The sequence below is a fragment of the Streptomyces sp. NPDC101151 genome, from assembly GCF_044768335.1.
Taxonomy (GTDB): domain Bacteria; phylum Actinomycetota; class Actinomycetes; order Streptomycetales; family Streptomycetaceae; genus Streptomyces.
In genome coordinates, this window is sequence record NZ_JBIWPP010000009.1 from 109056 (window position 1) to 130206 (window position 21151).

19 protein-coding genes, 1 pseudogene and 1 riboswitch are annotated in these 21151 nt (G+C 72.4%); of the genes and pseudogenes, 12 read left to right on the forward strand and 8 right to left on the reverse strand.

All coding sequences use genetic code 11. The features are described 5' to 3' along the window. The first annotated feature begins 5 nt into the window (after positions 1-5). Positions 6-87, forward strand: a riboswitch (cobalamin riboswitch). A gap of 130 nt (positions 88-217) precedes the next feature. From ACIRU3_RS19205 to ACIRU3_RS19215, 3 genes are read left to right on the forward strand one after another with little or no spacing between them, the layout of a single operon-like run. Further along, complete coding sequence (locus tag ACIRU3_RS19205) at positions 218-1273, forward strand: FecCD family ABC transporter permease (protein ID WP_404057611.1); 1056 nt, start codon at positions 218-220, stop codon at positions 1271-1273. Positions 1274-1275: 2 nt separating this feature from the next. Next, positions 1276-2082, forward strand: coding sequence for an ABC transporter ATP-binding protein (locus ACIRU3_RS19210; RefSeq protein WP_404057613.1), 807 nt, complete (start codon positions 1276-1278; stop codon positions 2080-2082). Continuing rightward, positions 2043-3047: an ABC transporter substrate-binding protein gene (locus tag ACIRU3_RS19215; protein WP_404057615.1), complete on the forward strand. Its 1005-nt coding sequence runs from the start codon at positions 2043-2045 to the stop codon at positions 3045-3047. Before ACIRU3_RS19210 ends, ACIRU3_RS19215 begins: the two co-directional genes overlap by 40 nt. Before the next feature lie 111 nt (positions 3048-3158). Here ACIRU3_RS19215 and ACIRU3_RS19220 read toward each other — a convergent pair whose 3' ends face one another. Next, positions 3159-5468: an FUSC family protein gene (locus ACIRU3_RS19220; protein WP_404057617.1), complete on the reverse strand. Its 2310-nt coding sequence runs from the start codon at positions 5466-5468 to the stop codon at positions 3159-3161. A 247-nt stretch (positions 5469-5715) separates the two neighbouring features. Between ACIRU3_RS19220 and ACIRU3_RS19225 the strand changes: the two are divergent. Further along, positions 5716-6491, forward strand: a pseudogene (locus ACIRU3_RS19225) (SDR family NAD(P)-dependent oxidoreductase). On the opposite strand, the gene ACIRU3_RS19230 reads toward ACIRU3_RS19225, so the two are convergent. Beyond that, positions 6454-6597: a hypothetical protein gene (locus tag ACIRU3_RS19230; protein ID WP_404057619.1), complete on the reverse strand. Its 144-nt coding sequence runs from the start codon at positions 6595-6597 to the stop codon at positions 6454-6456. The pseudogene ACIRU3_RS19225 and the gene ACIRU3_RS19230 sit on opposite strands and share 38 nt — an antisense overlap. A gap of 402 nt (positions 6598-6999) precedes the next feature. Between ACIRU3_RS19230 and ACIRU3_RS19235 the strand changes: the two genes are divergently transcribed. Then, entirely contained in the window at positions 7000-8361 is a 1362-nt protein-coding gene (locus tag ACIRU3_RS19235) for a tannase/feruloyl esterase family alpha/beta hydrolase (RefSeq protein ID WP_404057621.1), read from the forward strand. Positions 8362-8388: 27 nt separating this feature from the next. Here ACIRU3_RS19235 and ACIRU3_RS19240 read toward each other — a convergent pair whose 3' ends face one another. Together ACIRU3_RS19240 and ACIRU3_RS19245 are read right to left on the reverse strand one after the other, a co-directional pair. Then, a complete protein-coding gene (locus tag ACIRU3_RS19240) occupies positions 8389-9972 on the reverse strand; it encodes a glycerol-3-phosphate dehydrogenase/oxidase (protein WP_404057623.1) in 1584 nt (527 codons plus the stop codon). After that, a complete protein-coding gene (locus tag ACIRU3_RS19245; protein WP_404057625.1) occupies positions 9969-10568 on the reverse strand; it encodes a TetR/AcrR family transcriptional regulator in 600 nt (199 codons plus the stop codon). The genes ACIRU3_RS19240 and ACIRU3_RS19245 overlap by 4 nt, the downstream gene beginning before the upstream one ends. A gap of 83 nt (positions 10569-10651) precedes the next feature. Here ACIRU3_RS19245 and ACIRU3_RS19250 point away from each other — a divergent pair, with 83 nt between their 5' ends. Both ACIRU3_RS19250 and ACIRU3_RS19255 read left to right on the forward strand, forming a co-directional pair. Continuing rightward, positions 10652-12244, forward strand: a complete 1593-nt coding sequence (locus ACIRU3_RS19250) for an FAD-binding oxidoreductase (RefSeq protein ID WP_404057627.1) — start codon at positions 10652-10654, stop codon at positions 12242-12244. Between the two features lie 56 nt (positions 12245-12300). Next, positions 12301-13206 carry a YegS/Rv2252/BmrU family lipid kinase gene (locus tag ACIRU3_RS19255; RefSeq protein WP_404057629.1) on the forward strand — a complete coding sequence of 302 codons (906 nt, stop codon included), beginning with the start codon at positions 12301-12303 and terminating at the stop codon, positions 13204-13206. 130 nt (positions 13207-13336) lie between these two features. Here ACIRU3_RS19255 and ACIRU3_RS19260 read toward each other — a convergent pair whose 3' ends face one another. Further along, complete coding sequence (locus tag ACIRU3_RS19260; RefSeq protein ID WP_404057631.1) at positions 13337-14077, reverse strand: VOC family protein; 741 nt, start codon at positions 14075-14077, stop codon at positions 13337-13339. A gap of 114 nt (positions 14078-14191) precedes the next feature. Between ACIRU3_RS19260 and ACIRU3_RS19265 the strand changes: the two genes are divergently transcribed. Continuing rightward, positions 14192-14413: a hypothetical protein gene (locus tag ACIRU3_RS19265; RefSeq protein WP_404057633.1), complete on the forward strand. Its 222-nt coding sequence runs from the start codon at positions 14192-14194 to the stop codon at positions 14411-14413. Positions 14414-14422: 9 nt separating this feature from the next. Here ACIRU3_RS19265 and ACIRU3_RS19270 read toward each other — a convergent pair whose 3' ends face one another. Next, positions 14423-15304 (reverse strand): alpha/beta fold hydrolase, encoded by an 882-nt coding sequence (locus ACIRU3_RS19270; protein WP_404057635.1) that lies wholly within the window; start codon positions 15302-15304, stop codon positions 14423-14425. 97 nt (positions 15305-15401) lie between these two features. Here ACIRU3_RS19270 and ACIRU3_RS19275 point away from each other — a divergent pair, with 97 nt between their 5' ends. After that, complete coding sequence (locus tag ACIRU3_RS19275) at positions 15402-15872, forward strand: winged helix-turn-helix transcriptional regulator (protein WP_404057637.1); 471 nt, start codon at positions 15402-15404, stop codon at positions 15870-15872. A 187-nt stretch (positions 15873-16059) separates the two neighbouring features. On the opposite strand, the gene ACIRU3_RS19280 is transcribed toward ACIRU3_RS19275, so the two are convergent. Together ACIRU3_RS19280 and ACIRU3_RS19285 are read right to left on the reverse strand one after the other, a co-directional pair. Next, positions 16060-16722: an esterase/lipase family protein gene (locus tag ACIRU3_RS19280; protein ID WP_404057639.1), complete on the reverse strand. Its 663-nt coding sequence runs from the start codon at positions 16720-16722 to the stop codon at positions 16060-16062. A gap of 153 nt (positions 16723-16875) precedes the next feature. Then, on the reverse strand, positions 16876-18117 hold the full coding sequence (locus ACIRU3_RS19285) for a serine/threonine-protein kinase (RefSeq protein ID WP_404057641.1): 1242 nt from the start codon (positions 18115-18117) through the stop codon (positions 16876-16878). Positions 18118-18367: 250 nt separating this feature from the next. Here ACIRU3_RS19285 and ACIRU3_RS19290 point away from each other — a divergent pair, with 250 nt between their 5' ends. The 3 genes from ACIRU3_RS19290 to tatA all read left to right on the forward strand — a co-directional run bounded on the left by ACIRU3_RS19290 (position 18368) and on the right by tatA (position 21151). Beyond that, positions 18368-18733 (forward strand): ArsR/SmtB family transcription factor, encoded by a 366-nt coding sequence (locus ACIRU3_RS19290; protein WP_404057643.1) that lies wholly within the window; start codon positions 18368-18370, stop codon positions 18731-18733. A 313-nt stretch (positions 18734-19046) separates the two neighbouring features. Then, positions 19047-20756 carry an LCP family protein gene (locus ACIRU3_RS19295; RefSeq protein ID WP_404057645.1) on the forward strand — a complete coding sequence of 570 codons (1710 nt, stop codon included), beginning with the start codon at positions 19047-19049 and terminating at the stop codon, positions 20754-20756. A 116-nt stretch (positions 20757-20872) separates the two neighbouring features. Beyond that, complete coding sequence (tatA, locus tag ACIRU3_RS19300; RefSeq protein ID WP_404057647.1) at positions 20873-21151, forward strand: Sec-independent protein translocase subunit TatA; 279 nt, start codon at positions 20873-20875, stop codon at positions 21149-21151.

Here is a 21151-nt window from a genome sequence, read left to right on the forward strand (position 1 = left end):
CCGCGGGGGAAGTCCGGTGAGAGTCCGGCGCTGACCCGCAACGGTGTGCGCGAGAACCGGTGGCCCCTCGCGCGAGCCCGATCGCCCGGGGGTGGCGCGACCCGTTGACTGCTCGCCGTGGACTGCGAGAGGGGACCCGCGGCCGGCACGGCCGTACGGGCTGTCTCCTGCCGTGACGTCCACCAGGCGGCCCGAAGGCGAAGGACCGCCCCCGACCGTGCTTCCACGTGCCGCCCCCAGCCGGACACCCCTGGTGCCCGTGGTCCTCGGGCTGAGCCTCCTGCTCCTGGTCTCGCTCGTGAGCGGTGTGGCACTCGGCGCTGCCGGGATCGGCCGGGCTGACCTCCTCCGGTTCCTGTGGGCGGGGCTGACCGGCGGGACCGTGCACGCGGACGACGGCGCGGCCTACACCATCGTGTGGGAGATCCGGCTGCCCCGCGTCGTGCTCGGCGCCGTCGTCGGAGCCGGGCTCGCGGCCGTCGGTGTGGCCGTGCAGGCCATGGTCCGCAACGCGCTGGCCGATCCGTTCGTGCTGGGCATCTCCTCCGGTGCCGCGGTGGGCGCCAACGCGGTGATTCTGCTGGGGGCCTTCGCCGCACTCGGTGTGTGGGCGCTGTCGGTGGCGGCTTTCGCCTCCGCGCTCGCGGCGATGGCGCTGGTCTACGCCGTCGCCCGCTCGCCCCGCGGCCTGACCCCGCTGCGGCTGGTCCTGACCGGCACGGCTCTGGCGTACGGCTTCGAGGCGATCACCACCGTGATGGTGTTCGGCGCGTCCCGGGGCGAGGCGGCCCGCTCGGCGATGATGTGGCTGCTGGGCAGCCTGGGCGGCGCCACCTGGGCGCAGCTGCCGCTCGCCGCGGTGACCGTCGCGGCCGGGTGGGTGTGGCTGCGGCTGCGGGCCGCGCCGCTCAACGCGCTCGCCATGGGGGACGAGACCGCCGCGGCGCTCGGCGTCCCACCGGCCCGGCTGCGCCGGGAGTTGTTCCTCGTGACCGCCGCCGTGACCGGGACCGTGGTCGCGGTCAGCGGGGCCATCGGCTTCGTCGGGCTGATGGTGCCGCACGTCGTACGGATGCTGGTCGGCGCCGACCACCGCCGGGTGCTGGCCGTGGCGCCGCTCGCCGGGGCCGTGCTGCTGGTGTGGGCGGACGTGCTGTCCCGGCTCCTGCTCGCGCCCGCCGAACTGCCCGTGGGAGTGATCACCGCGGTAGTCGGAGTCCCGGCCTTCCTGCTGCTCATGCGGCGCGGCGGCCCTGCGTTCGGAGGCCGTTGACGATGAGGCTCGACATCGAGGACGTGACCGTCGAGACCGCCGGGACCCGGCTGGTCGAGGACATCCGGCTCACCGTGGACAGCGGGGCGTTCGTCGGGCTCGTCGGCCCCAACGGCAGCGGCAAGTCGACGCTCCTGCGTTGCGTGTACCGCGCGCTGCGACCGGCCCAGGGCGTCGTCCGGCTCGACGGGGACGACGTGCACGCCATGGATCCGCGGGCCGCCGCGCGGTCGGTGGCCGCGCTTCCGCAGGAGGCGACGGCCGAGTTCGACTTCACCGTCGCCGAGGTCGTGGCGATGGGCCGGCTGCCGCACACGGGCCGTACGGCGGCGCGGGACCGTGCCGTCTGCGCGGACGCCCTGTCCCGCACGGGCGTCGCCCATCTCGCCGACCGTGGGTTCCTCTCCCTGTCCGGAGGTGAGAAGCAGCGGGTCCTGATCGCCCGCGCGCTCGCCCAGCAACCAAGAGTGCTCGTGCTGGACGAACCCACCAACCACCTCGACATCGCTCACCAGTTGGACGTGCTGTCCCTGGTCCGCGCCGGCGGCCTCACGGTGCTCGCGGCCCTGCACGACCTCAACCTGGCCGCGGCTCACTGCGACCGGCTGTACGTGATCGACGGCGGCCGGATCGTCGCCTCCGGACCCCCGGGCGACGTGCTCCGCCCCGCCCTTCTGGCAGAGGTCTTCGGGGTGCGCGCCCATCCGGTACGGCACCCCGAGACCGGTGCCGTCCAGCTCCTGTTCGACCTCCTCCCCCAAGGACACCCATGCGCAGGTTCATCCCGGCCGCCCTCTGTCTCGCCGTGACCGTCACCGTGACCGGCTGCGGTGCCACGGTCGAACGGTCCGCCGACGCGCAGAAGACCTCCGCGGTCACCCTCACCAACTGCGGCCGCGAGGTGACGTACGACAAGGTCCCCGAGCGCGTGGTCACCAACGACGTCGGCATCACCGAGCTGATGTTCGCCCTCGGACTGGAGGACCGCATGGCGGGATTCGCCATGCCCGACGACAAGGGCGACCTGACCGACGTCCCGTGGAAGGACGGCTACGAGAAGGTGACGTGGCTGTCCAAGGACCAGCTCACCAAGGAGAACGTCCTCGACGCCCGTGCCGACCTCGTCTTCGCCGGCTGGAACTACGGCTTCCGCGAGGATGCCGGCTTCACCCCGGACGCCCTGAAGAAGCTCGGCATCCCCTCGTACACCCTCACGGAGTCCTGCCGCAACGGCCGGACCAAGGGCGCGCGCGGCATCATGCCGCCGCTCGACGCCCTCTACACGGACCTCACCAACCTGGGCAGGCTGTTCGGCGTGGAGAAGCGGGCGGCCGAGCTGGTCGCGGGCTTCGAACAGCGGATCGCAGCCGTCGACGCGAAGGCACCGAAGGGCGCGGACCGCCCCACGGTCTTCCTCTACGACAGCGGCCAGGACCAGCCCTTCACCTCCGGCCGCTACGCCGCCCCGGACGAGATCATCGACCGCGCCGGTGGCGTCAACGTCATGCACGACGTCGCCGACTCCTGGACCACCGTCGGCTGGGAGAGCGTCGTCGAGCGGAACCCGGACGTCATCGTGGTCTGCGACTACGGTGACGTCAGTGCCGAGCGGAAGCGAAGGTTCCTGCTGTCGTACGCGCCCCTGCGGAACGTCTCAGCGGTCAAGCACCGGCAGATCTTCGTCCTGGACTACGCCGACCTGGTCGAGAGCCCCCGCAACCCGTCGGCCGTCGCCCGGCTCGGCTCGTACCTGCGGACCGTGTCCCCTGGGTAGGGATATCCACCGGCCGAAAATTCCACCGGCGTAGGGGCGCCGAACGGACGGGAACGGTCGCCACGTCACCGCCGAAGGTGACGTGGGAGCGCCCCGACGTGCGGTTCACGCTCACGTGACCGGTATCCCCGACGCGCCTCCGGGCCGGGCCGCGGCGGCCAGGCTCGGCTGCAGGCGGCGGGCCGCGTGGAGATGGTCGGCGGTCCAGATGATGCGTACGGCCGTGTCGGAGGCCCGCCCGTCCTCCTCGCGCAGATCGCGGCGGACCGAGTCGACCAGGCTCGCCTCGGCGGTGGGGTTGCGCGGCAGCGGGTCCCGGACGGCGGAGTGACCGGCCAGGCTCATGGCCAGATCCCGGTACCAGCCGCTCACCTGGCCCGCGGTGCCGAGCAGCACCAGGCTTGCCGCGGCGCGGTCCGTGCCCGCGTGCCGCTCGCTCGCGCGCTGCCACAGCCCGAGCACCGCGTCCGCCGCGAGCCGCAGGCCGACGATCCCGGTGACCAGGGTGGTCAGGTCCGCCAAGGAGACGGGCTTCGCACCGCGCTCGGCCAGGAAGCTGCGGAAGGCGTCGTCGAGTCGCCGTGCGGCGGCCGCCGCCTCGCGCCCCTCCTCCAGCGGTGGGTCAACCGAGGCGGGCCGGGCACTGCAGCGGCCCACGGCGTACCGCACGGCACCGGCCAGATAGCGGGCGCTTCCGGAGTACGCCTCGGCCAGTGCCCGGTCCACGGCGGCCGCGGCGCCGCGTGGCCAGAAGAACAGACCCACGAGCACACTGACGGCACAGCCGATCCCGATGTCCTGGATCCGCAGCAGCACGATGTGCCAGTCCGGGTTCTGGCCGATGTTGAAGAGGATCACCAGCGTGATGGTGAAGGCCGCCTGGCCGGCGGCGAACGACACGGCGGCCGGTGCGATGCCCGCGATCAGCACGGCCACCGGCAACAGGAACCACAGCACGGTGCCATGGTGGCCGATGAGCTGCAGCAGCCCGGCGCCGAGGACGGATCCGACGAGGGTGCCGCGGATCGCGCGGATCGCGTTCTGCCCGGTGCTCAGGGCGTTCGAGCGCAGCACCGACAGCGTGCCGAGGAGCACCCAGAAGGAATGCTGAACGCCGGTCAGCTGCGCCAGGGTGACCGCGATGCCCAGGCCGACCGCGCCCCGGAGACTGTTGTGCAGCCACACCGAGTTCGGCCGCAGGTGGGCGAGGGCCCGCTCGCGCGCCGAGGCCAGCGGCCGGGCCGCGCCACCGGGTTCGAGGCCGAGCAGTTGCTCCGGCCAGCTGCGCCGTTCCGCCGCTGCCGCCAGATCCACGTTGGCCGCGATCTGGAGGGTGGCGAAGCCCAGTTCCTGGGCACGGAAGGACAGGTCCAGGGTTTCGAGGAAGGCACGGACCTCCGGCTCCGTACTCGGACCGGGCAGGTGCACCGGCAGCAGGGCGGTGGCGCTGTGTTCCATGCGGTCCATGGCCGTCTGCAGCCGCGCCGTCTCCGTGCGCAGCGCCTCGGGGGAGTTGTTCGGAACGTCCAGCAGGTCGGCGGTCCGCTCCAGCACGTCGGCGGCCGCCTGCCGCACTGCCCGGGCCTCGGGATCGCAGACCGGGTGGCCGTCCGGCGGCGGAGCACCGTCGGCCACGATCGTGCTGAGCCACGTCAGCTCGTCGACCAGCCGGACGAGGGCGCGCGAACCGGCGGACAGCCCGGTGGGCCGGTAGGGCGTCTCCCCGAAGGCGCTGCGCAGGTCGGCCGCGGCGAGCGCGGTCTCGTCGGCGTTCTTCCTGCAGACGCGGGTGCTCGGAGCGTCGGCATCGTTCGCCATCCGGGAGGCGTCGGTGCGCAGCTGTTCCGCCGCCGCGCGGCAGACCCGGGCGGCGGGCGCGCTCAGCGGGTCGGCGGTGGGACGCGGCCACAGCAGCGAGACGGCCAGCAGGGCGACGCCGGAGGCGAGCCCCGCGCCGGCGAGCCGCTCCGGCAGCTGGGACAGCGGGGCGGGCGTGGTCACCGGGAGCACGAAGGCGAGGAGCAGCGCGGTCGACGTCCCGGCGAGCACCGAGCTGACGACCCCGGAGAACAGCACCACGAAACCGACCACGACCGTGGCGGCGACCGCGACCCAGCGCTCGCGGGCCACGAGGGTGCCGAGACAGATGAGCAGCAGCCAGGCCGCGGCGAGGCCCACATGGGCGCGCAGCCGCTGCACCATCGGTCCGGTGAACTCGACCAGCAGCAGCATGGAGAACGTGGCGAACGCCGCGAAGGTCGCCATCGCCGCCGAGTGGAACACCTGGCTGCACAGGGCGAACAACGCCGGCATCACCACCGCGGTCCGGGCAGCCTTGCGGGTGGCTGCCAGCTCCGGGTCGTGCGCCCGCAGCCATGCCGGGACCTTTCCCAGCAGCTTGAAGCCGGGTGCTGCCTGCATCCGCCGCGACCTTCCGTCCGGGAGTGCCCGCGCGTTGCGCCGATGCACCGAGTATCCGTCGCGACCTCCCGGCACGAGCGGTCGACCGCCGTCAGGCGTGGCGGACAGGGCGGTGGCGCCGCTGCCGACAGACTTGACGGCGTACCGCATTCCGGCGCCCGCGAAGGGAACCCGTTTGCCGATGCACATCGATCTGACATGACGCACCGCCCTGGTCACCGGCTCGACGCAGGGCATCGGTGCGGCCATCGCGGGCGGTCTCGCCCGGGCCGGTGCCCGTGTCGCGGTCAACGGGCGCAACGAGCAGCGCGTGGCCGAGATCATCGCCGCGCCGGCGAGGGAGGTACCCGGAGCCGCACTGGTGCCGGTGGCCGCCGACCTGGCCGGCGCGGACGGAGCCGAGCAGGTGGCGCAGGCGCTGCCGCAGGTGGACATCCTCGTCAACAACCTCGGCATCTTCGGCGCCGCGGACCCGTTGGAGATCACCGACGCGGAGTGGCGGCGCCACTTCGAGGTCAACGTGCTGGCCGCCGTGCGGCTCACCCGGCTGTATCTGCCGGGCATGACCGAACGCGGCTTGGGCGCATCCAGTACGTCGCCAGCGACTCAGCGGTCGCCATTCCCGCGGAGATGATCCACTACGGGATGTCGAAGACCGCGCTGCTCGCGGTGAGCCGTGGCTTCGCCAAGAAGGCGGCAGGCACCGGAGTGACGGTGAACACAGTCATCGCGGGGCCCACCCACACCGGCGGGGTCGAGGACTTCGTGTACGAACTCGTCGACCGGGACCTGCCCTGGGACAAGGCCCAGCGGACCTTCATGCGCGCACACCGCCCGCAGTCCCTGCTGCAGCGTCTGATCGAACCGGAGGAGATCGCCCACATGGCTGTCTATCTCAGCTCCGAGCGGGCATCGGCCACGACAGGGGGGCCCTGCGCGTCGACGGTGGGTACGTCGACTCGATCCTGCCCTGACCGTTTCCCCGCTACCGGGCGACCGGCAGGGTCCTCGGCCCGCGGATGAGCCCTTCGCGCTGGAACTCGACCTCGGCGGCGGGAACGGCGAGCCGGAGCCCGGGGAAGCGGTCGAGCACGGTGCCGATCATGACCTCGGCCTCCATACGGGCCATCAGGGCCGCCAGGCAGAAGTGGGGGCCGTGCCCGAAGGCCAGGTGCCAGCGCGGAGCCCGGGATGAGCGGCCACCCGTCAGCAGGTCCCGTGTTCCGGGCCGGTGGAGCCGGGGGAGTCCCGTACCCGGGTCGCGCCGTCTGCTCGGGTTCGCGCGCCGAGTCCGCCACGCCCGCCGTGCCCGGACGATCGGAGCGGCCTGCCGTCCTCGGCCACGCTGCGTCCCTCCTGTGGACCTCTCGGCAGGGTGCCGCAGGCGCCGATTGCCCGCACGCCGGGGACTCCTGATGGTTCTCCGGCACCCGGGCAGGAAGCAGCATGTGCGGCGGCTCCATTGCGGACTCCACCGGAGTATGGATCTGCCCCATGGCCGAGCCGGCGTGGGACGCCAACCATGTGCGTCATGCGCCCCAGTCGACGAACCACCCTCCTGTCCGCCGCCCTGCTCGCGGCGTCGGCGGTCACACCCTCGGTGGCGGCCCGAGCCGACGACGGCTCGGCCGGCCGGCGCCGGATCAGGGTTCCCGGTGCCGAACGGCAGCAGATCTCCCGCCACGACGACCTGACGACCAGCGCCCTCACCGGCACCCCCTACACCGATGCGGCGGACTGGGCCGGACTCGCGGCCAAGGGCACCCACAACCCCTCCGGCGTGCCCGGCCTGCAGATCGACGGCTGCTTCCCCGGTTCCTCGCACCTCAACACCACGCACGGGTGGAACCACGACGCACAGTTCGTCATCCGGCTGCCCGAGCACTGGAACGGCAAGCTGGTGGTCACCGGCGCCCCCGGCGTCCGCAAGCAGTACTCGATGGACACCCTCGTCTCCGACTGGGTGCTCGCCCAGGGCTATGCGTTCGCCGCCACCGACAAGGGAAACTGCGGCCCGGACTTCTACACCGACGGCAGACGTCCCGGCGACGCCCTCGCCGAATGGAACCGGCGCACCACCCAGCTGACCAGGGCCGCCAAGGCCGTGGTGGAACAGCGGTACGGACACGCCCCGCGCCGCACGTACATGACGGGGATCTCCAACAGCGGCTACCTCACCCGCTGGCAGCTGGAGCACCACCCGGAGCTGTACGACGGCGGCGTCGACTGGGAGGGCCCACTGTGGCGCCCCGACGGCCCGAACCTGCTCACCTTCCTGCCCACCGCCGTCGCCCGCCAACTGGGGCGGGCCGGTGACGAGGACATGTACGCCGCCGGCTTCGCCCGCGGGTCGGAGTTTCTGTGGCCGTACCACGAGATGGCGTACTGGGGCCTGACCCAGAAGATCTACCGAGCCGAGTTCGATCCCGGCTACGACCCCGCCTGTCCCGGCCCCTCGGCCGGTACGACCCCCGAGGAGATCTTCGCCCCCTGCCCCTCCGACGCCACGTACGACTACGCCCGACGGCCCCGCCCGGTCCACGACGCCGTCGCCCGGATCTCGCTCACCGGCCGCATCGGCCGACCGATGATCACCCTGCACGGAACCCTGGACGCGCTGCTGCCCATCGCCGTCCAGTCCGACGTCTACGCGCGGATGGTCGCCGGGCAGGGCCGGTCCAGGCTGCACCGGTACTACCGGATCGAGGGCGGCACCCACGTCGACAGCCTCTACGACACCTTCCCGGACCGGCTGCGGCCGATCCTGCCCTGCTACCGCGCCGCCTTCACGGCGCTGACGGCCTGGGTGGAGCGCCGCGAGGAACCCCCGGAGAGCGGCACCGTCGCCCGGCCGCCCTCCGGTGATCTGGTCAACACGGGTTCCCTGAGCTGACGCACGGCCGGGGCCGCCGCCCCCGGGTCAGAGCCGCTCGGCCGTCGCGCGCGCCAGGGCCTCCCCGGCTGTCTCGAGTGCCTCGGCGCGGTCCTCGGGGACGAGACCGATCCGGGTGCGCCGGTCCAGGAGGTCTGCCGCGTCGAGGGCCCCCTCGTGCCGGGCGGCCCAGACGAGTTCGGCCCGGGTGACCGGGTGTCCCGGCAGGACCGGTTCGGCCAGGGCCGGATCCCGCTCCGCCAGAGCGTGGACGGCCGGGGCCTCGGTGCCGTAGCGGCGGACCAGCCGCAGCGGTGCGGGCAGGTCACGCAGCCGGTCGGGTGCGGCGGCGCCGACCAGGGGCAGGGCAGCGGTGGGGGAGGGGCGCGAGGGCAGGCCACGGGCCTCGACGGCGGCGTCCACGGCGTCCTGCGCCATCCGCCGGTAGGTGGTGAGCTTGCCGCCGACGATGGTGGTCACGCCGGCGGGCGAGGTCAGTACGGCGTGCCGCCGCGAGATGTCGGAGGTACGGGCCGGTGCGTTGTCCTGGCCCTCGTGCCCGCCGGTGTCCAGCAAGGGGCGAAGCCCGGCGAAGGCGCCCACGACCTCGTCCCGGCGGACCGGCGCATCCAGTACGGATCCGAGCACGTCCAGCAGGAAACCGATGTCGGTCTCGGGTACTTCCGGTACATCGGGGATCGCGCCGCCGACCGGCTCGTCGGTGAGCCCGACGTAGACCCGGCCGTCCCCTTGGGGCAGCACCAGCACAAAACGGTTGGTCTCGCCGGGGATCGGTATGTGCAGTCCGGCCGGCAGCGCGCCGAGGCGCTCCGAACGCAGGACCAGGTGGGTGCCGCGGGAGGGCCGGATCCGGATGCCTTCGACGAGGTCGCCGGCCCACACCCCGGCGGCATTGATCACGGCGCGGGCGCGGATCTCGCCCTCCTCGCCGGTGAGTTCGTCGCGGACGCGGACGCCGGTCCCGGTCGTCTCCAGCACCCGGACCCGCGTCAGCACCCGGGCGCCGTGCGCCGCGGCGGTCCGCGCCAGCGCGGTCACCAGGCGGGCGTCGTCGGTGACCCGGCCGTCCCAGGACAGCAGCCCGCCGCGCAGCCCGGCCGTCCGCACCGACGGCGCCAGGTGCCGGGCCTCCGTCGCGGACAGCCGGCGCGGGGCGGGCAGGACCTGCCGCGGGGTCCGGGCGGCCAGCCGCAGCATGTCGCCGGCCCGGAACCCGGCCCAGGCCAGCGAGGCCTGCGCCCGTGACACCAGCGGGGTCAGCGGGAGCACGAACGGCTGGGCGGCCACCAGGTGCGGGGCGGTGCGGGTCATGAGGACCCCGCGTTCGACCGCGCTCTCGTGGGCGACGTCGAACTGCGCGGAGGCCAGATAGCGCAGCCCGCCGTGGATGAGCTTGGAACTCCAGCGGGAGGTACCGAAGGCCAGGTCCTGGGCGTCGACCGCGACGACGTCCAGCCCGCGGGCGGCGGCGTCCAGGGCGGCTCCGGCCCCCGTGGCGCCGAGCCCGACGACCAGGACGTCGGCCACCCGGCCGTCCGTCGCCTCGGCCAGTTCCCGGGTGCGGCGGCCCGCGTGGAGGGACGAGCCTCGTACGGCCTCGGTGTGGCTCATGGCGTCAGGGTCCTCTCCAGAAGGGTGCGCAGCTCGCCCAGCAGGGCGGCGGAGTCGAGGTCGGGATCGTCCTCGTCGGTCATCGTGCGCAGGGACAGGGCGAAGGACTGCACGATCAGCAGCAGGCCCCGGGCCTGCCGCTCGGTGTGCGCCATGCGCACCGAGCCGTCCGCGTGGCCTTCCTGCAGCGCGTCGGTCAGCAGGGCCAGCAGCGCCTCCTGGCTCGCACCGCGCCGGTCGAGCACGTAGGGGAGCAGCAGTTCGGGGTCGACGTCGACGATCTTGCGGAAGAGGGGGTGGGCGCGGAAGGCCTCCACCCCCGCCACCAGACCCGTCACGATCCGGGTGCGGGTGTCCGTGCCGGGCGCGGCCTCCGGTATCGCACGGGTGGCCACGTCGATCCACTCACGGGTCATCAGATCGCCCACCAGCGTCCGCAGGTCGGGCCAGCGCCGGTACAGCGTCATCCGGGAGACACCGGCGCGACGGGCCACGTCGGCGAGCGTGGTGCGACGGACCCCGACGGCCAGCACACAGTCGCGCACCGCGTCGAGCACATGATCATTGTCCGAACCGTTGTGACGAATAGGCGTCATGTGTCACAGTGTAACGCCCCGGGGGCCGGGCGGAGACGCCGCCGCGCGAACCGAGCACACCGACCTGTGAGGACGACCCTTCGATGGACATGCTGTGGAACGGCTGGGGCGACCCGGCCAAGGCGGCGCCGCTGCCCGAAGCGGTGACCGGACTGCTGCGCGAACTGCTCGGCGTCAAACCGCACACCACGCCTGCGCTGGCCCTGGAGGACATCGACCCGCCCGCGACCACGGCCGACCAGGCGGCGCTGAAGGCACTGGCCGAGGCCGTCGGCGGCGAGAGCCACGTCCGTACGGACGCGGAGAGCCGCATCCGGCACACCCGTGGCAAGTCCACCCCCGACCTGCTGCGCCTGCGCGCCGGTGACCTCTCCGACGTCCCGCAGGCCGTGGTCCTGCCTGCCTCCCACGACGAAGTCCTCGCCGTACTGCGGGCCTGTGCCGCGCACGGTCTGGCCGTCGTGCCCTTCGGCGGCGGCACCTCCGTGGTGGGCGGACTCGCCCCCGAGCGGGGCGCCTTCGTCGCCCTGGACCTGCGCCGCATGAACGGTCTGCTCGACCTGGACCCGGTCTCCCGCACCGCCGTGCTCCAGCCCGGCCTGCGCGCCCCCGAGGCCGAAGCCCTGCTCGCCGAGCACGGCTTCACCCTCGGCCACTTCCCGCAGTCCTTCGAGTGGGCCACCATCGGTGGCTTCGCCGCCGCACGCTCCAGCGGACAGGCCTCCGCCGGATACGGCCGCTTCGACGAGATGGTGCTCGGCCTCACCCTCGCCACCCCCGAGGGGACCATCGAGACGGGCCGCGCCCCCCGCTCCGCCGCCGGACCCGACCTGCGCCAGCTCATCCTCGGCTCCGAGGGCGCCTTCGGCGTCATCACCTCCGTCCTCGTACGGATCCGCCCGGTGCCCGAGGTGCGCGTCTACGAGGGCTGGCGGTTCGCTTCCTTCGAGGAGGGAGCCGCGGCACTGCGCCGGCTCGCCCAGGACGGCCCGCGTCCGACGGTGCTGCGTCTGTCCGACGAGACCGAGACGCTCATCGGCCTCGCCCAGCCCGACGCCATCGGCGCCGGCCTGGCGCAGAGCGACGCCGGATGCATGGCGATCACCGGTTACGAGGGCACGGCCGAGGACACCGCTCAGCGCCGCGCACAGGCGGCGGCCGTCCTGAAGGCCGCGGGCGGAACCCTGATCGGAGCCGAACCGGGCGAACGCTGGGCCCACGGCCGCTACTCCGCGCCCTATCTGCGCGACTCCCTGCTCGACGCGGGAGCCTTCGCCGAGACGCTGGAGACCGCCGCGTTCTGGTCCCGCATCCCCGATCTGTACGCCGCGGTCCGCACCGCCCTGACCGACACCCTCACCCAGGCCGGCACCCCGCCCCTGGTGATGTGCCACATCTCCCACGTGTACGAGAACGGCGCCTCGCTGTACTTCACCGTCGTCAGCGCCCAGGGCGAGGAGCCCGTCGCGCACTGGACGCCCGCCAAGCATGCCGCGAACGACGCCGTGATCGCCGCCGGGGGAACCATCACCCACCACCACGGGGTGGGCACCGACCACCGAGACTGGTATGTCAGGGAGGTCGGACCACTGGGCGTCGAGGCCCTGCGCGCCGTCAAGCGCCGCCTGGACCCCGAAGGACTCCTCAACCCTGGCGTCCTGCTGCCCACCGACTGATCCACCCACCCGCCCGGCCGTTCCGTTCCTACCGTCATCGCCCGGAGGCACACCCGATGCGACAGTTCACCGCCGTCGTCAACCCGACCGCGGGCGACTCGACCGGGGCGGCGTCGCTGCTCCACGTGGCCCGTCTGCTCCGCGAGGCCGGGGCCGAGCTGGAGACGGAGTACAGCCACAGCCTCGCGCACGCCCAGGACATCGCCCGGCAGGCCGGGGCACGCGGCCGGGTTGTCCTGGCGGTCGGCGGCGACGGCATGGCCGGCGGCGTCGGCGGAGCGCTCAGCGGCACGGGTGCCGTCCTCGGCCTGGTACCCGCCGGGCGCGGCAACGACTTCGCCCGGGCACTGGACCTGCCGAGCGAGCCCGCCGCGCTCGCCGACATCCTGCTCCACGCCGAGCCCAGGAGGGTCGACACCATCGAGGTGGAGTCGGCCGTCCACCGGCGCACCGTGGTGCTGGGCAGCGTCTATGCCGGAGTCGACGCGCTGGCCAACCGGCATGCGAACCAGGCCCGGCTGCTGCGCGGCGCCGCCTCCTACTACGCGGGCGGCCTGCGCGCCGTGACGACCTGGCGGCCGGCGGACTACCGGGTCACCGTCGACGGCGAGGAGCACACCCACCGCGGCTACACCGTCGTGGCCGCCAACTCCCCCTATTACGGCTCCGGCCGGCTCATCGCACCCGGCGCCCGGGTCGACGACGGGCTGCTCGACATCGTCATGATCCGCGAGGCGCCGCGCCGGCTGTTCTTCGCCCTGATGAACGAGCTGAAGACAGGCGGCCACATCCACCGGCCCGAGGTCCGCGTCCTGCGCGGCAAGGAGATCCGCATCGAGGCCTCCCGTCCCGTCCCCTACGGAGCCGACGGCGAGGTGGAGGCCACGCTGCCGGTGACGGTCCGGGTACGGCCCGCCGACCTGCCGGTGCTCTACCGGCCGGCCACCGGCGACGGAATCTGACCTGATCGCGTCGCGGGCCATGGACGCTCGGCGTTCGTGCGACAGGTCCGGACGCCCGGCGAAGGTGCCGCCCCGCGTGGAGCCGGTCGTCGCAGGACTCCTGCTCGGTGATGCGGCCCTTCTTGGGCCGTCAGGACCGGGCGAGGACGCAGAACTCGTGGCCCTCCGGGTCGGCCAGGCACTTCCACGGGACGTCGCCCTGGCCGACGTCGAGGTCGGTGGCGCCGAGGGCCCGCAGCCGGGCCACCTCCGCCTCCTGATCGTCTCCGGGGTCCGGCACCAGGTCGAGATGGACGCGGTCCGGCACGGTCTTCACGTCGGGCGTACGGAGGAACTCGAGGTAGGGGCCGACATTCTTGTCGGAGCGCAGCACCGCATGATCGTCGGCCACCTCGTGCAGGGTCCAGCCCAACGCCTCGTCCCAGAACCGGGCCATGGCCCGGGGATCCGCACAGTCGACCACCACCGCGGCGATCGGCCCGGTGTCCCGGTAGATCTCCCGAGGCTCCAGCACGCAGAACTCGTTGCCCTCCGGGTCGGCGAGGACCGTCCACGGCACCTCGCCCTGGCCCACGTGGGCGGGCGTCGCTCCGAGAGCCCGGAGGCGCGCGACCAACTCCACCTGATGGGCCGCAGAGGTGGTGGCGAGATCGAGGTGCACACGATTTTTTGTTGTCGTCTTGGGTTCCGGGACGGGAACGACGTCGACGCAGACGGCGACCGGGTCCGGCCAGACGAGGCCGCCGGCGGGTCCGACGTAGGTGGTCACGCCGGGGCTGTAAGCAGCCCAGCCGAGCGCCTCCGCCCAGAACCGGCCGACCGCCGAGCTGTCAAGAACCTTCATGTTCACCATGACAGGTCGCAGTGCCATGCCTGCGATCCTATGCGCGCTGCAAACGGCATCGCCAGGCACTGTCGCCACACAGACATCGAATTGGCTCACCAGCCCCAATGCTCGGCTCGACGCGCACACGGAGCGGCGGCCATGGACCTGCCGACCGGCCTGCGCGAACGACGCGGCACCACCCTCGTCCTGATCGGCTACGGCCTGAGGCTCGTAGCCGACGGCACGGACACCGTGACGGTGCTGGAGGCCGGCCGGGTGAGCCGGGCCGTACGGCCGACGTGCTGGCCGCGCAGGGCCATCCTCCACTCGTTCCCTGGTGGGCGCCGCCGCGCCGGCGGGCCCGACCAGAGCCGCGCATGACGAACACGATCAGGGTGTGCCGGCGAGGAAGGGGTGAAGCAGGGCCAGCAGGGCTTCGGGCCGGTCCAGAGGGATGATGTGGCCGCAGTCCTCCAGGATGTGCCCTTCCAGATGGTCGGCGTAGGGCCGCAGTTGGTATTCAAGGGCGCGGCCCACGGGACGGGCGCCGATCGCCATCGCGGGTACGGTCAGACGGGCCGACTCGACGGCCGCCCGGATCTGCCGGGCGCTCGATCGCAGCGCCCGGTACGGTCCGAACGCGCTGGCCAGTGCCCCGCTCCCGGCGTACGACCGGATGATCGAGCCGCGGAGGTCCTCTCGCACTTCTCGCCCCGGAGTCCCTCGGTCCAGGAACCAACCGATGTACGTCTCCTCATGGCCCACGAGCACGGACTCCGCCAGGCCTGGTTCGGCGTGGAATCCGAACCACCAGGGCGGGCCGTCCGCGAGGAATTCCTCAGCACCGGACAGGCGGCCCAGCAGCGACTCCATGACCACCAGCCGCCGCACGAGATCGGGCCTGCGCATGGCCATCAGGAATGCGGGCGGGGTGCCGACGTCGATGCCCACCACAGCCGCGGAGGTGACGCCGAGCGCTGTCAGCAGGCTTTCGGCGTCGGCCGCCAGTGTTCCCGCGTCGTACCCCTCCGCGGGCCGGCCGCTGTCACCGAAGCCACGCAGATCCGGGGCGATCACCCGGTAGTTTGCGGCCAGTTCGTCGATGACATGGCTCCAGATCCGCCAGGTGTGCGGGAAGCCGTGCAGCAGCAGGACGGTGGGGCCGTGCCCGGCCGACGCCACATTGAACTCCACCCCGTTGGCCGTGACCTGGCGCAACTCGACTCCGGGGTGACGGGGTCCGGTGGACAGGGGGATGCTCGTCGCGGTCATGCGCGCTCCCATAGGTAACCATTGGTGACAACACAACCGTAGGTAACTATTCTGAAGTGCCCAAGACCGCACTTTCCCCTCAGGTGGTGAGCCCCAGGTGACCCTCCAGGCCACAGCCGCGTCGGCCGGCGCACGCGGCGATCTGTTCGACCCCCGGTGCCCGACGCGCAGACTGCTCGACAGGATCGGCACCAAGTGGATGTCCATGGCTGTCAAGGTCCTTGCGGAGGCCTCCCCACAGGAGGTGCGCTTCGGCGAACTGCAACGCCGGATGCCGGGGGTCTCGCAGAAGATGCTGTCCGTGACCCTGCAGAACCTGACGCGGGACGGCTTGGTCACGCGCCGGGTGGAGCCGTCGGTGCCGCCGCGCGTGCACTACCGGCTGACCGAACTCGGCCTGTCGCTCGAGGCCGCGCTGGCCGTGGTCCGCGCCTGGGCCGAGGAGCACATGGCCGAGGTGGACCGTGCGAACGAACGGAACCGTCAGGACGAGGCGGGAGCCGGGGCGTCCCGCGCCGAGCAGGATCCGGACCAGGTGCGCGGGATCCTCCCGTCAAGATTCCGCTGAATCGGCCGGTCGTCTGGAAGCACCGCTCGAAGGAGGCGCCTTGCCGACGTGATCGTCCTGCGCACCGGTGGTGAAATCGTGGGCGTTGCGGGCAGTGGCTGCCTCGTATCCTGTGAACCTGTAGTGACGCCTGGTCGCGGCGATGAGGCACCGTTGCCCGGAGCCGGCCCGGTCCGCCGGAGCGGCCCTAGCCGCGCAGGAACGCGCGCACCTGCTCGGAGACGGTGTCGTCGGTGAGCAGGTCGTTGTGGGCCAGACAGCCCGCGGCGTGATTGTCGGCCCCGTCCAGGAGCACACTGCTGTCCGGGTTGACGATCTCGTCGCAGTTCGACCACCACGTGCCGTAGTGCACCTCGCCGGGCGTCTCGTCGCCCTGGGCCAGCTGGGTCTGCACATACGACCCGGGCGTCATGTCCCTGCATGCCTGGGACCACAGCGCGCAGGCCCAGGCGATGCCGGTCCCGTGGTTGGGGCCGCCCAGCGAAGCCCAGTGGTCCACACGCGCGGTGCCGTCGCCGTACTTGACGTACCAGCGTGTGACGAGACTGCCGAAGGAATGGGCGACGATGTCGACCTTCGGGGCACCGGTCTGTGCCCGGACCTGATCGACGTATGCGGCGAAGCGCCCGGAGAGGGTTTCGTTGACGGACTGACTGGTGTCGTAGCCCCAGGCGAACACGTCCCCTTCGCTGTAGCCGGAAGCGAGCAGATCGGCCCGGAGAGAGCCCCAGACGCCGGGATCCGCGTTGTAGCCGTGCACGAGGATGACCGGGGTGACCTCGCTTCCCGCGTCCTGTTCCCGCACGGCTGCCGAAACGGGTGGAGCCGAGCAGAGCAGCAGAGCGATCACGGACAAGAGCACACGCGCGCGGGCATGCAGGCGTACCACAGGACCTCCTGGCGGATCGTCAGCTGTCGTGGTGGCCACATGATGAGGGGCCGGGACGAAAATGAACATCCCTCACCTACTCATCCGCGGCGCGCGTGCGGCCGGCCGGGACAGTCAGTCCTCTCCGTGCTCTCCCCGCTCTCTGTCCCTGCCCTGCCCGTGTCGTTCACGAGGATGTCTGCCCGCGTCGCCGCCGCCGTGGTCCTCCTTCGGTGCGGAAGGCGCGGAGGACGAGGCGGGCGGCGACGGCAGATCGGCCTGAGGCGTCCTGCTGACTCCTGCCGGGCCGGCGGGCGCGGGAGTCGTGGGCGCGGGGGCGGGGGCGGGGGCGGACGGAGTGTCGTCGGGGGAGTTCAGGGTGGCACCGACGGCCGCCGCGGCCGCGAACAGCAGCACTCCCGCACCGCCCAGGACCGCCTTGGTGGCCCGGCCGCGGCGGCTTTTCGCACGGGACTGGGCGCGGGATCGTGCGGTGCGCGTGCTGCTGGCGCGGCGGGGAGGCGGCGGTGGCGGCGCGGCCGCCGGGGGAGGTGCGTCCGCAGACTGCTCCTCGTAGCTGTTCCCCGACAGCCAGGCGGCCGCCTGCTCGGCGGTCGGGCGGTGCGCGGGGTCCTTGGCCAGCAGGCCGAGGACGTAGTCGGCCAGCGGGCCCGGTATCCCGCTCCGCAGATGGGCCGGCGGGACGGGCGCGGCGTCGACGTGCTGCTGCACCACCGCGAGGCTGGTCGAGGCGCGGAACGGCGGTCGGCCGGTGAGGAGTTCGTACAGCACGCAGCCGAGCGAATAAACGTCTGAGGCCGGCTGGGCCGGGCGCCCGAGAGCCCGCTCGGGAGCCAGGTAGTCGGCGGTGCCGACGATCTTCCCGGTGGCCGTGAGGGTGCCGGCGGCTTCGTCGGCGAAGCGGGCGATGCCGAAGTCCGCGATCTTCACGGTGCGGCCGGTCGTCAGCATCACGTTGGCCGGCTTGATGTCCCGGTGGACCACGCCCTGGCCGTGCGCCGCGGACAGCCCCGCCGCCATCTGCGCGGCGACGGCCGCCGCCTCGTGCGGGGGCAGGGTGCCGCGCAGCGAGCGTTCCTGGGCCAGGGTCCAGCCGTCGATCAGCTCCATGACCAGGTAGAGCCGGCCGAGGTGGGAGCCGAAGTCGTACACGCCCACCACATGGGGGTGGTTGAGGCGGCCCGCCGTCTGGGCCTCCAGCCGGAAGCGCTCGATGTCCGCCGCCTCGTCCGTCCGCAGGAGCTTCACCGCCACCGCACGATCGAGGGTGCGGTCCGTGGCCCGCCACACCTCGCCCATCGCACCGCGCCCCAGCGGTTCGTCCAAGTGGTAGCGATCCGCCAGAAGCAGTCCCACCTGCGTCCCTTCACTCTTGACGACAAACCTGCACATTGACACTCAATTGGCAATTGCCAATTACTTGGGCGCAATTGCGGCGCCATAAGGACAAGATCATTCTACCGAAACGAGGAGATGGGGTCTCGATCGCCCGGGTGTCGGTCACCTGGTCACCTGGGTCGACCGGCGCCGAGGCCGCCGGCCTGACGCCTACACTGTGTGCGCGTACGTGCGGGGGCGGTGAAACGGGCGGGGACAGGAGAGGGCTGTGGCGCTGGACGGCGGTGGCTTCGAAGACCCGTCGGCCGAGGTGCTGACGGCGGCGGCCGCCGCCTTCGGGCTGCTCGCCTCCTCTGCCCGGCTGCATCTCATGTGGGCTCTGGCCCAGGGCGAGAGCGACGTCACGCACCTGGCCGACCGGGTGGGCGGCGCGTTGCCCATGGTCAGCCAGCACCTGGCCAAGCTCAAACTCGCCGGACTCGTGCGCTCCCGCCGTGAGGGCCGGCGGCAGGTCTACTACATCGACGACCCGGATGTCGTGACCGTCGTGCGAGTGATGGTCGGACAGCTGACCGCACGACGCTCGCAGCAGGCCCGCATCCCCGTACGGCAGCTGCGCGGGACCGGCGCCTGAGACCCACCGGGGCCTGGCCGCTCCGCGGGCGGGCCGTGCTCGCTCCCCCGTACCGGTCGATGACCGGCACGGTGCCCGCCGCGACGGCCTCGCGAGATCCCTCATGGAGCCCGTCGTGACGGCCCCATGAGATCCCTCACCTGTGAATTCCCACAGGATCTGCGCTGTTCGGGCCATCGGTTTGTTAGATTGCGCAACCACGCAACTCAGGCGGAGCCCGCACCCCGCGGCCTGCCCGTTCACCGCCGCGCATGCCCGGCCGCACACCCCGGCGGCCCGGCCTGCCGAGCCCGACCGTTCATGGGAGTGGGAGATGAGCGATCCCTTGGACGGCCCGGGTGGCCAGGCCACCCGCAGCCCCATGTCGCGGGTGCCCGCACAGCGCACGGCCGAGCCGGACGGAGCGCGTGCTCCCAGCGGCCGGGCCGCGTCCCGGGTTGCCTCCCGGTCCCACGGCGGCGCGCGGAACAGGCGCCGGGCCCGTCCCGCGGGGCGCGGCAAGCAAGTACTGAAGATCGCCGGGATATGCATGGCGCTCCTGGTACTGGGCACGGCCGGCGTCGGCTGGTGGTTCTACCAGCACCTGAACGGCAACATCCACAGCGTCTCGCTCGACGGCAAGGGCGGCACGGAGCAGGCCGACGCCTTCGGCCGCACCCCGATCAACATCCTGGTGATGGGCTCGGACGGCCGCACCAGCAAGACCGACTGCAAGCTCGGCGGCGGCTGCTCGCAGACCGGCGTGCAGACCGGCAGCAATGCCGACGTGCAGATGGTGGTCCACATATCGGCCGACCGCTCGAACGCCACCGTCATGAGCATCCCGCGCGACACCATGACCCGGGTTCCGGCCTGCAAGGACCGCGCGACCGGCCAGTCCACGTCCGGGTACTACGGGCAGATCAACAGCGCACTGCAGTACGGACCGGCCTGTCAGGTGGCCACCGTCCACCGGCTGACCGGCATCCCCATCGACCACTTCGTCAAGCTCGACTTCTCCGGCGTGGTCAAGATGTCCGACGCCGTCGGCGGCGTCCCGGTCTGCGTCAGCGACGACGTGTACGACACCTACTCGCACCTGAAGCTGTCCAAGGGCACCCACACCCTCAAAGGCGTCGCGGCCCTCCAGTTCGTGCGCTCCCGGCACGGCTTCGGCGACGGCAGCGACCTCGGCCGCACCATCTCCCAGCACATCTTCCTCGGCGCGATGATCCGCACTTTCAAGAGCGCGGGCACGCTCACCGACCCCAGCGCGGTCTACGACCTCGCGGACGCCGCCACCAAGTCGCTGACCGTGGACGACGGACTCGGCACGGTGAAGAAGCTCGTCGCGCTCGCCGCCGACGTGAACAAGGTCCCCACGAAGCGGATGACCTTCACCACCATGCAGACCGGCGCCGACCCGGACGACAGCAACCGCGTGGTGGTGGGCGCAGGCGCCAAGACGCTCTTCGCCACCATCGCGAACGACCAGTCGCTGACCACCGGCTCGGGCAAGAAGTCCGCCGCTGCCTCCGCGACGGCGAAGGCCACGGCCACCGCCTCGGTCGTGCCCGCATCCCGGATCGCCGTGACGGTGGAGAACGCCACCGGGATCACCGGCCGCGCGCTCGCCATCGCCACCGCTCTCACCGACAAGGGCTTCAGCTCCGGTACGACCACGGCCAACGCCCCGAGCCCCGCGACCACCACCACGCTCACATACGGCACCGGCCGGAAGGCCGAGGCCCGGACGGCCGCCAGGGCGCTGGGCCTGTCCGCCTCGCGGCTGAAGCAGGGCACCGGCACGGGCCTGACCCTGGTGGTCGGCAGTGACTGGCCGAGCGGTACCACCTACCCCGGCGGTACGTCGTCGCCCGCCGACAGGAAGGCCGCGGTTGCCAATGCCCACGCCTCCACCGCCGACCAGGCCAAGACCTGCGCCAAGGTCAGCCCCTACAAGACAGTCACCCTGAACGGTGTCCCCATGACACCGGCCCAGGCGTACGCGGCGGCGCGGAACAGGCCCGACTCCGACGACTGAGCCGGGGGCCCGGTGCGGTAACGATCGTTGTACAGTTGCGCAACGTAGCAATCATGTCGGCAGGTGCGACCCGCCCGGCGGGCACCGCTGTCCGGCGTCGAGAAGGGGTGGGCGGGATGCTTCGCAACGGGCTGGAGCCCTGGCATCTGCTGGTCGTGGCGATCGTCGTCATCGTGCTGTTCGGCTCGAAGAAGCTGCCCGACGCCGCTCGCGCGCTCGGCAAGTCGATGCGCATACTCAAGAGCGAGGCCAAGGCCATGAAGGAGGACGGCGCCCCACAGGCAGCCGCCCCCGCCGACGGTGCGCCCGAGCAGCCGGCCCCGAAGGTCATCCGGTCCACGCAGGGTGACGCGGCCGAGGCCCGTACGCCCTCCGAGGACACCGCCGCCCGCTGA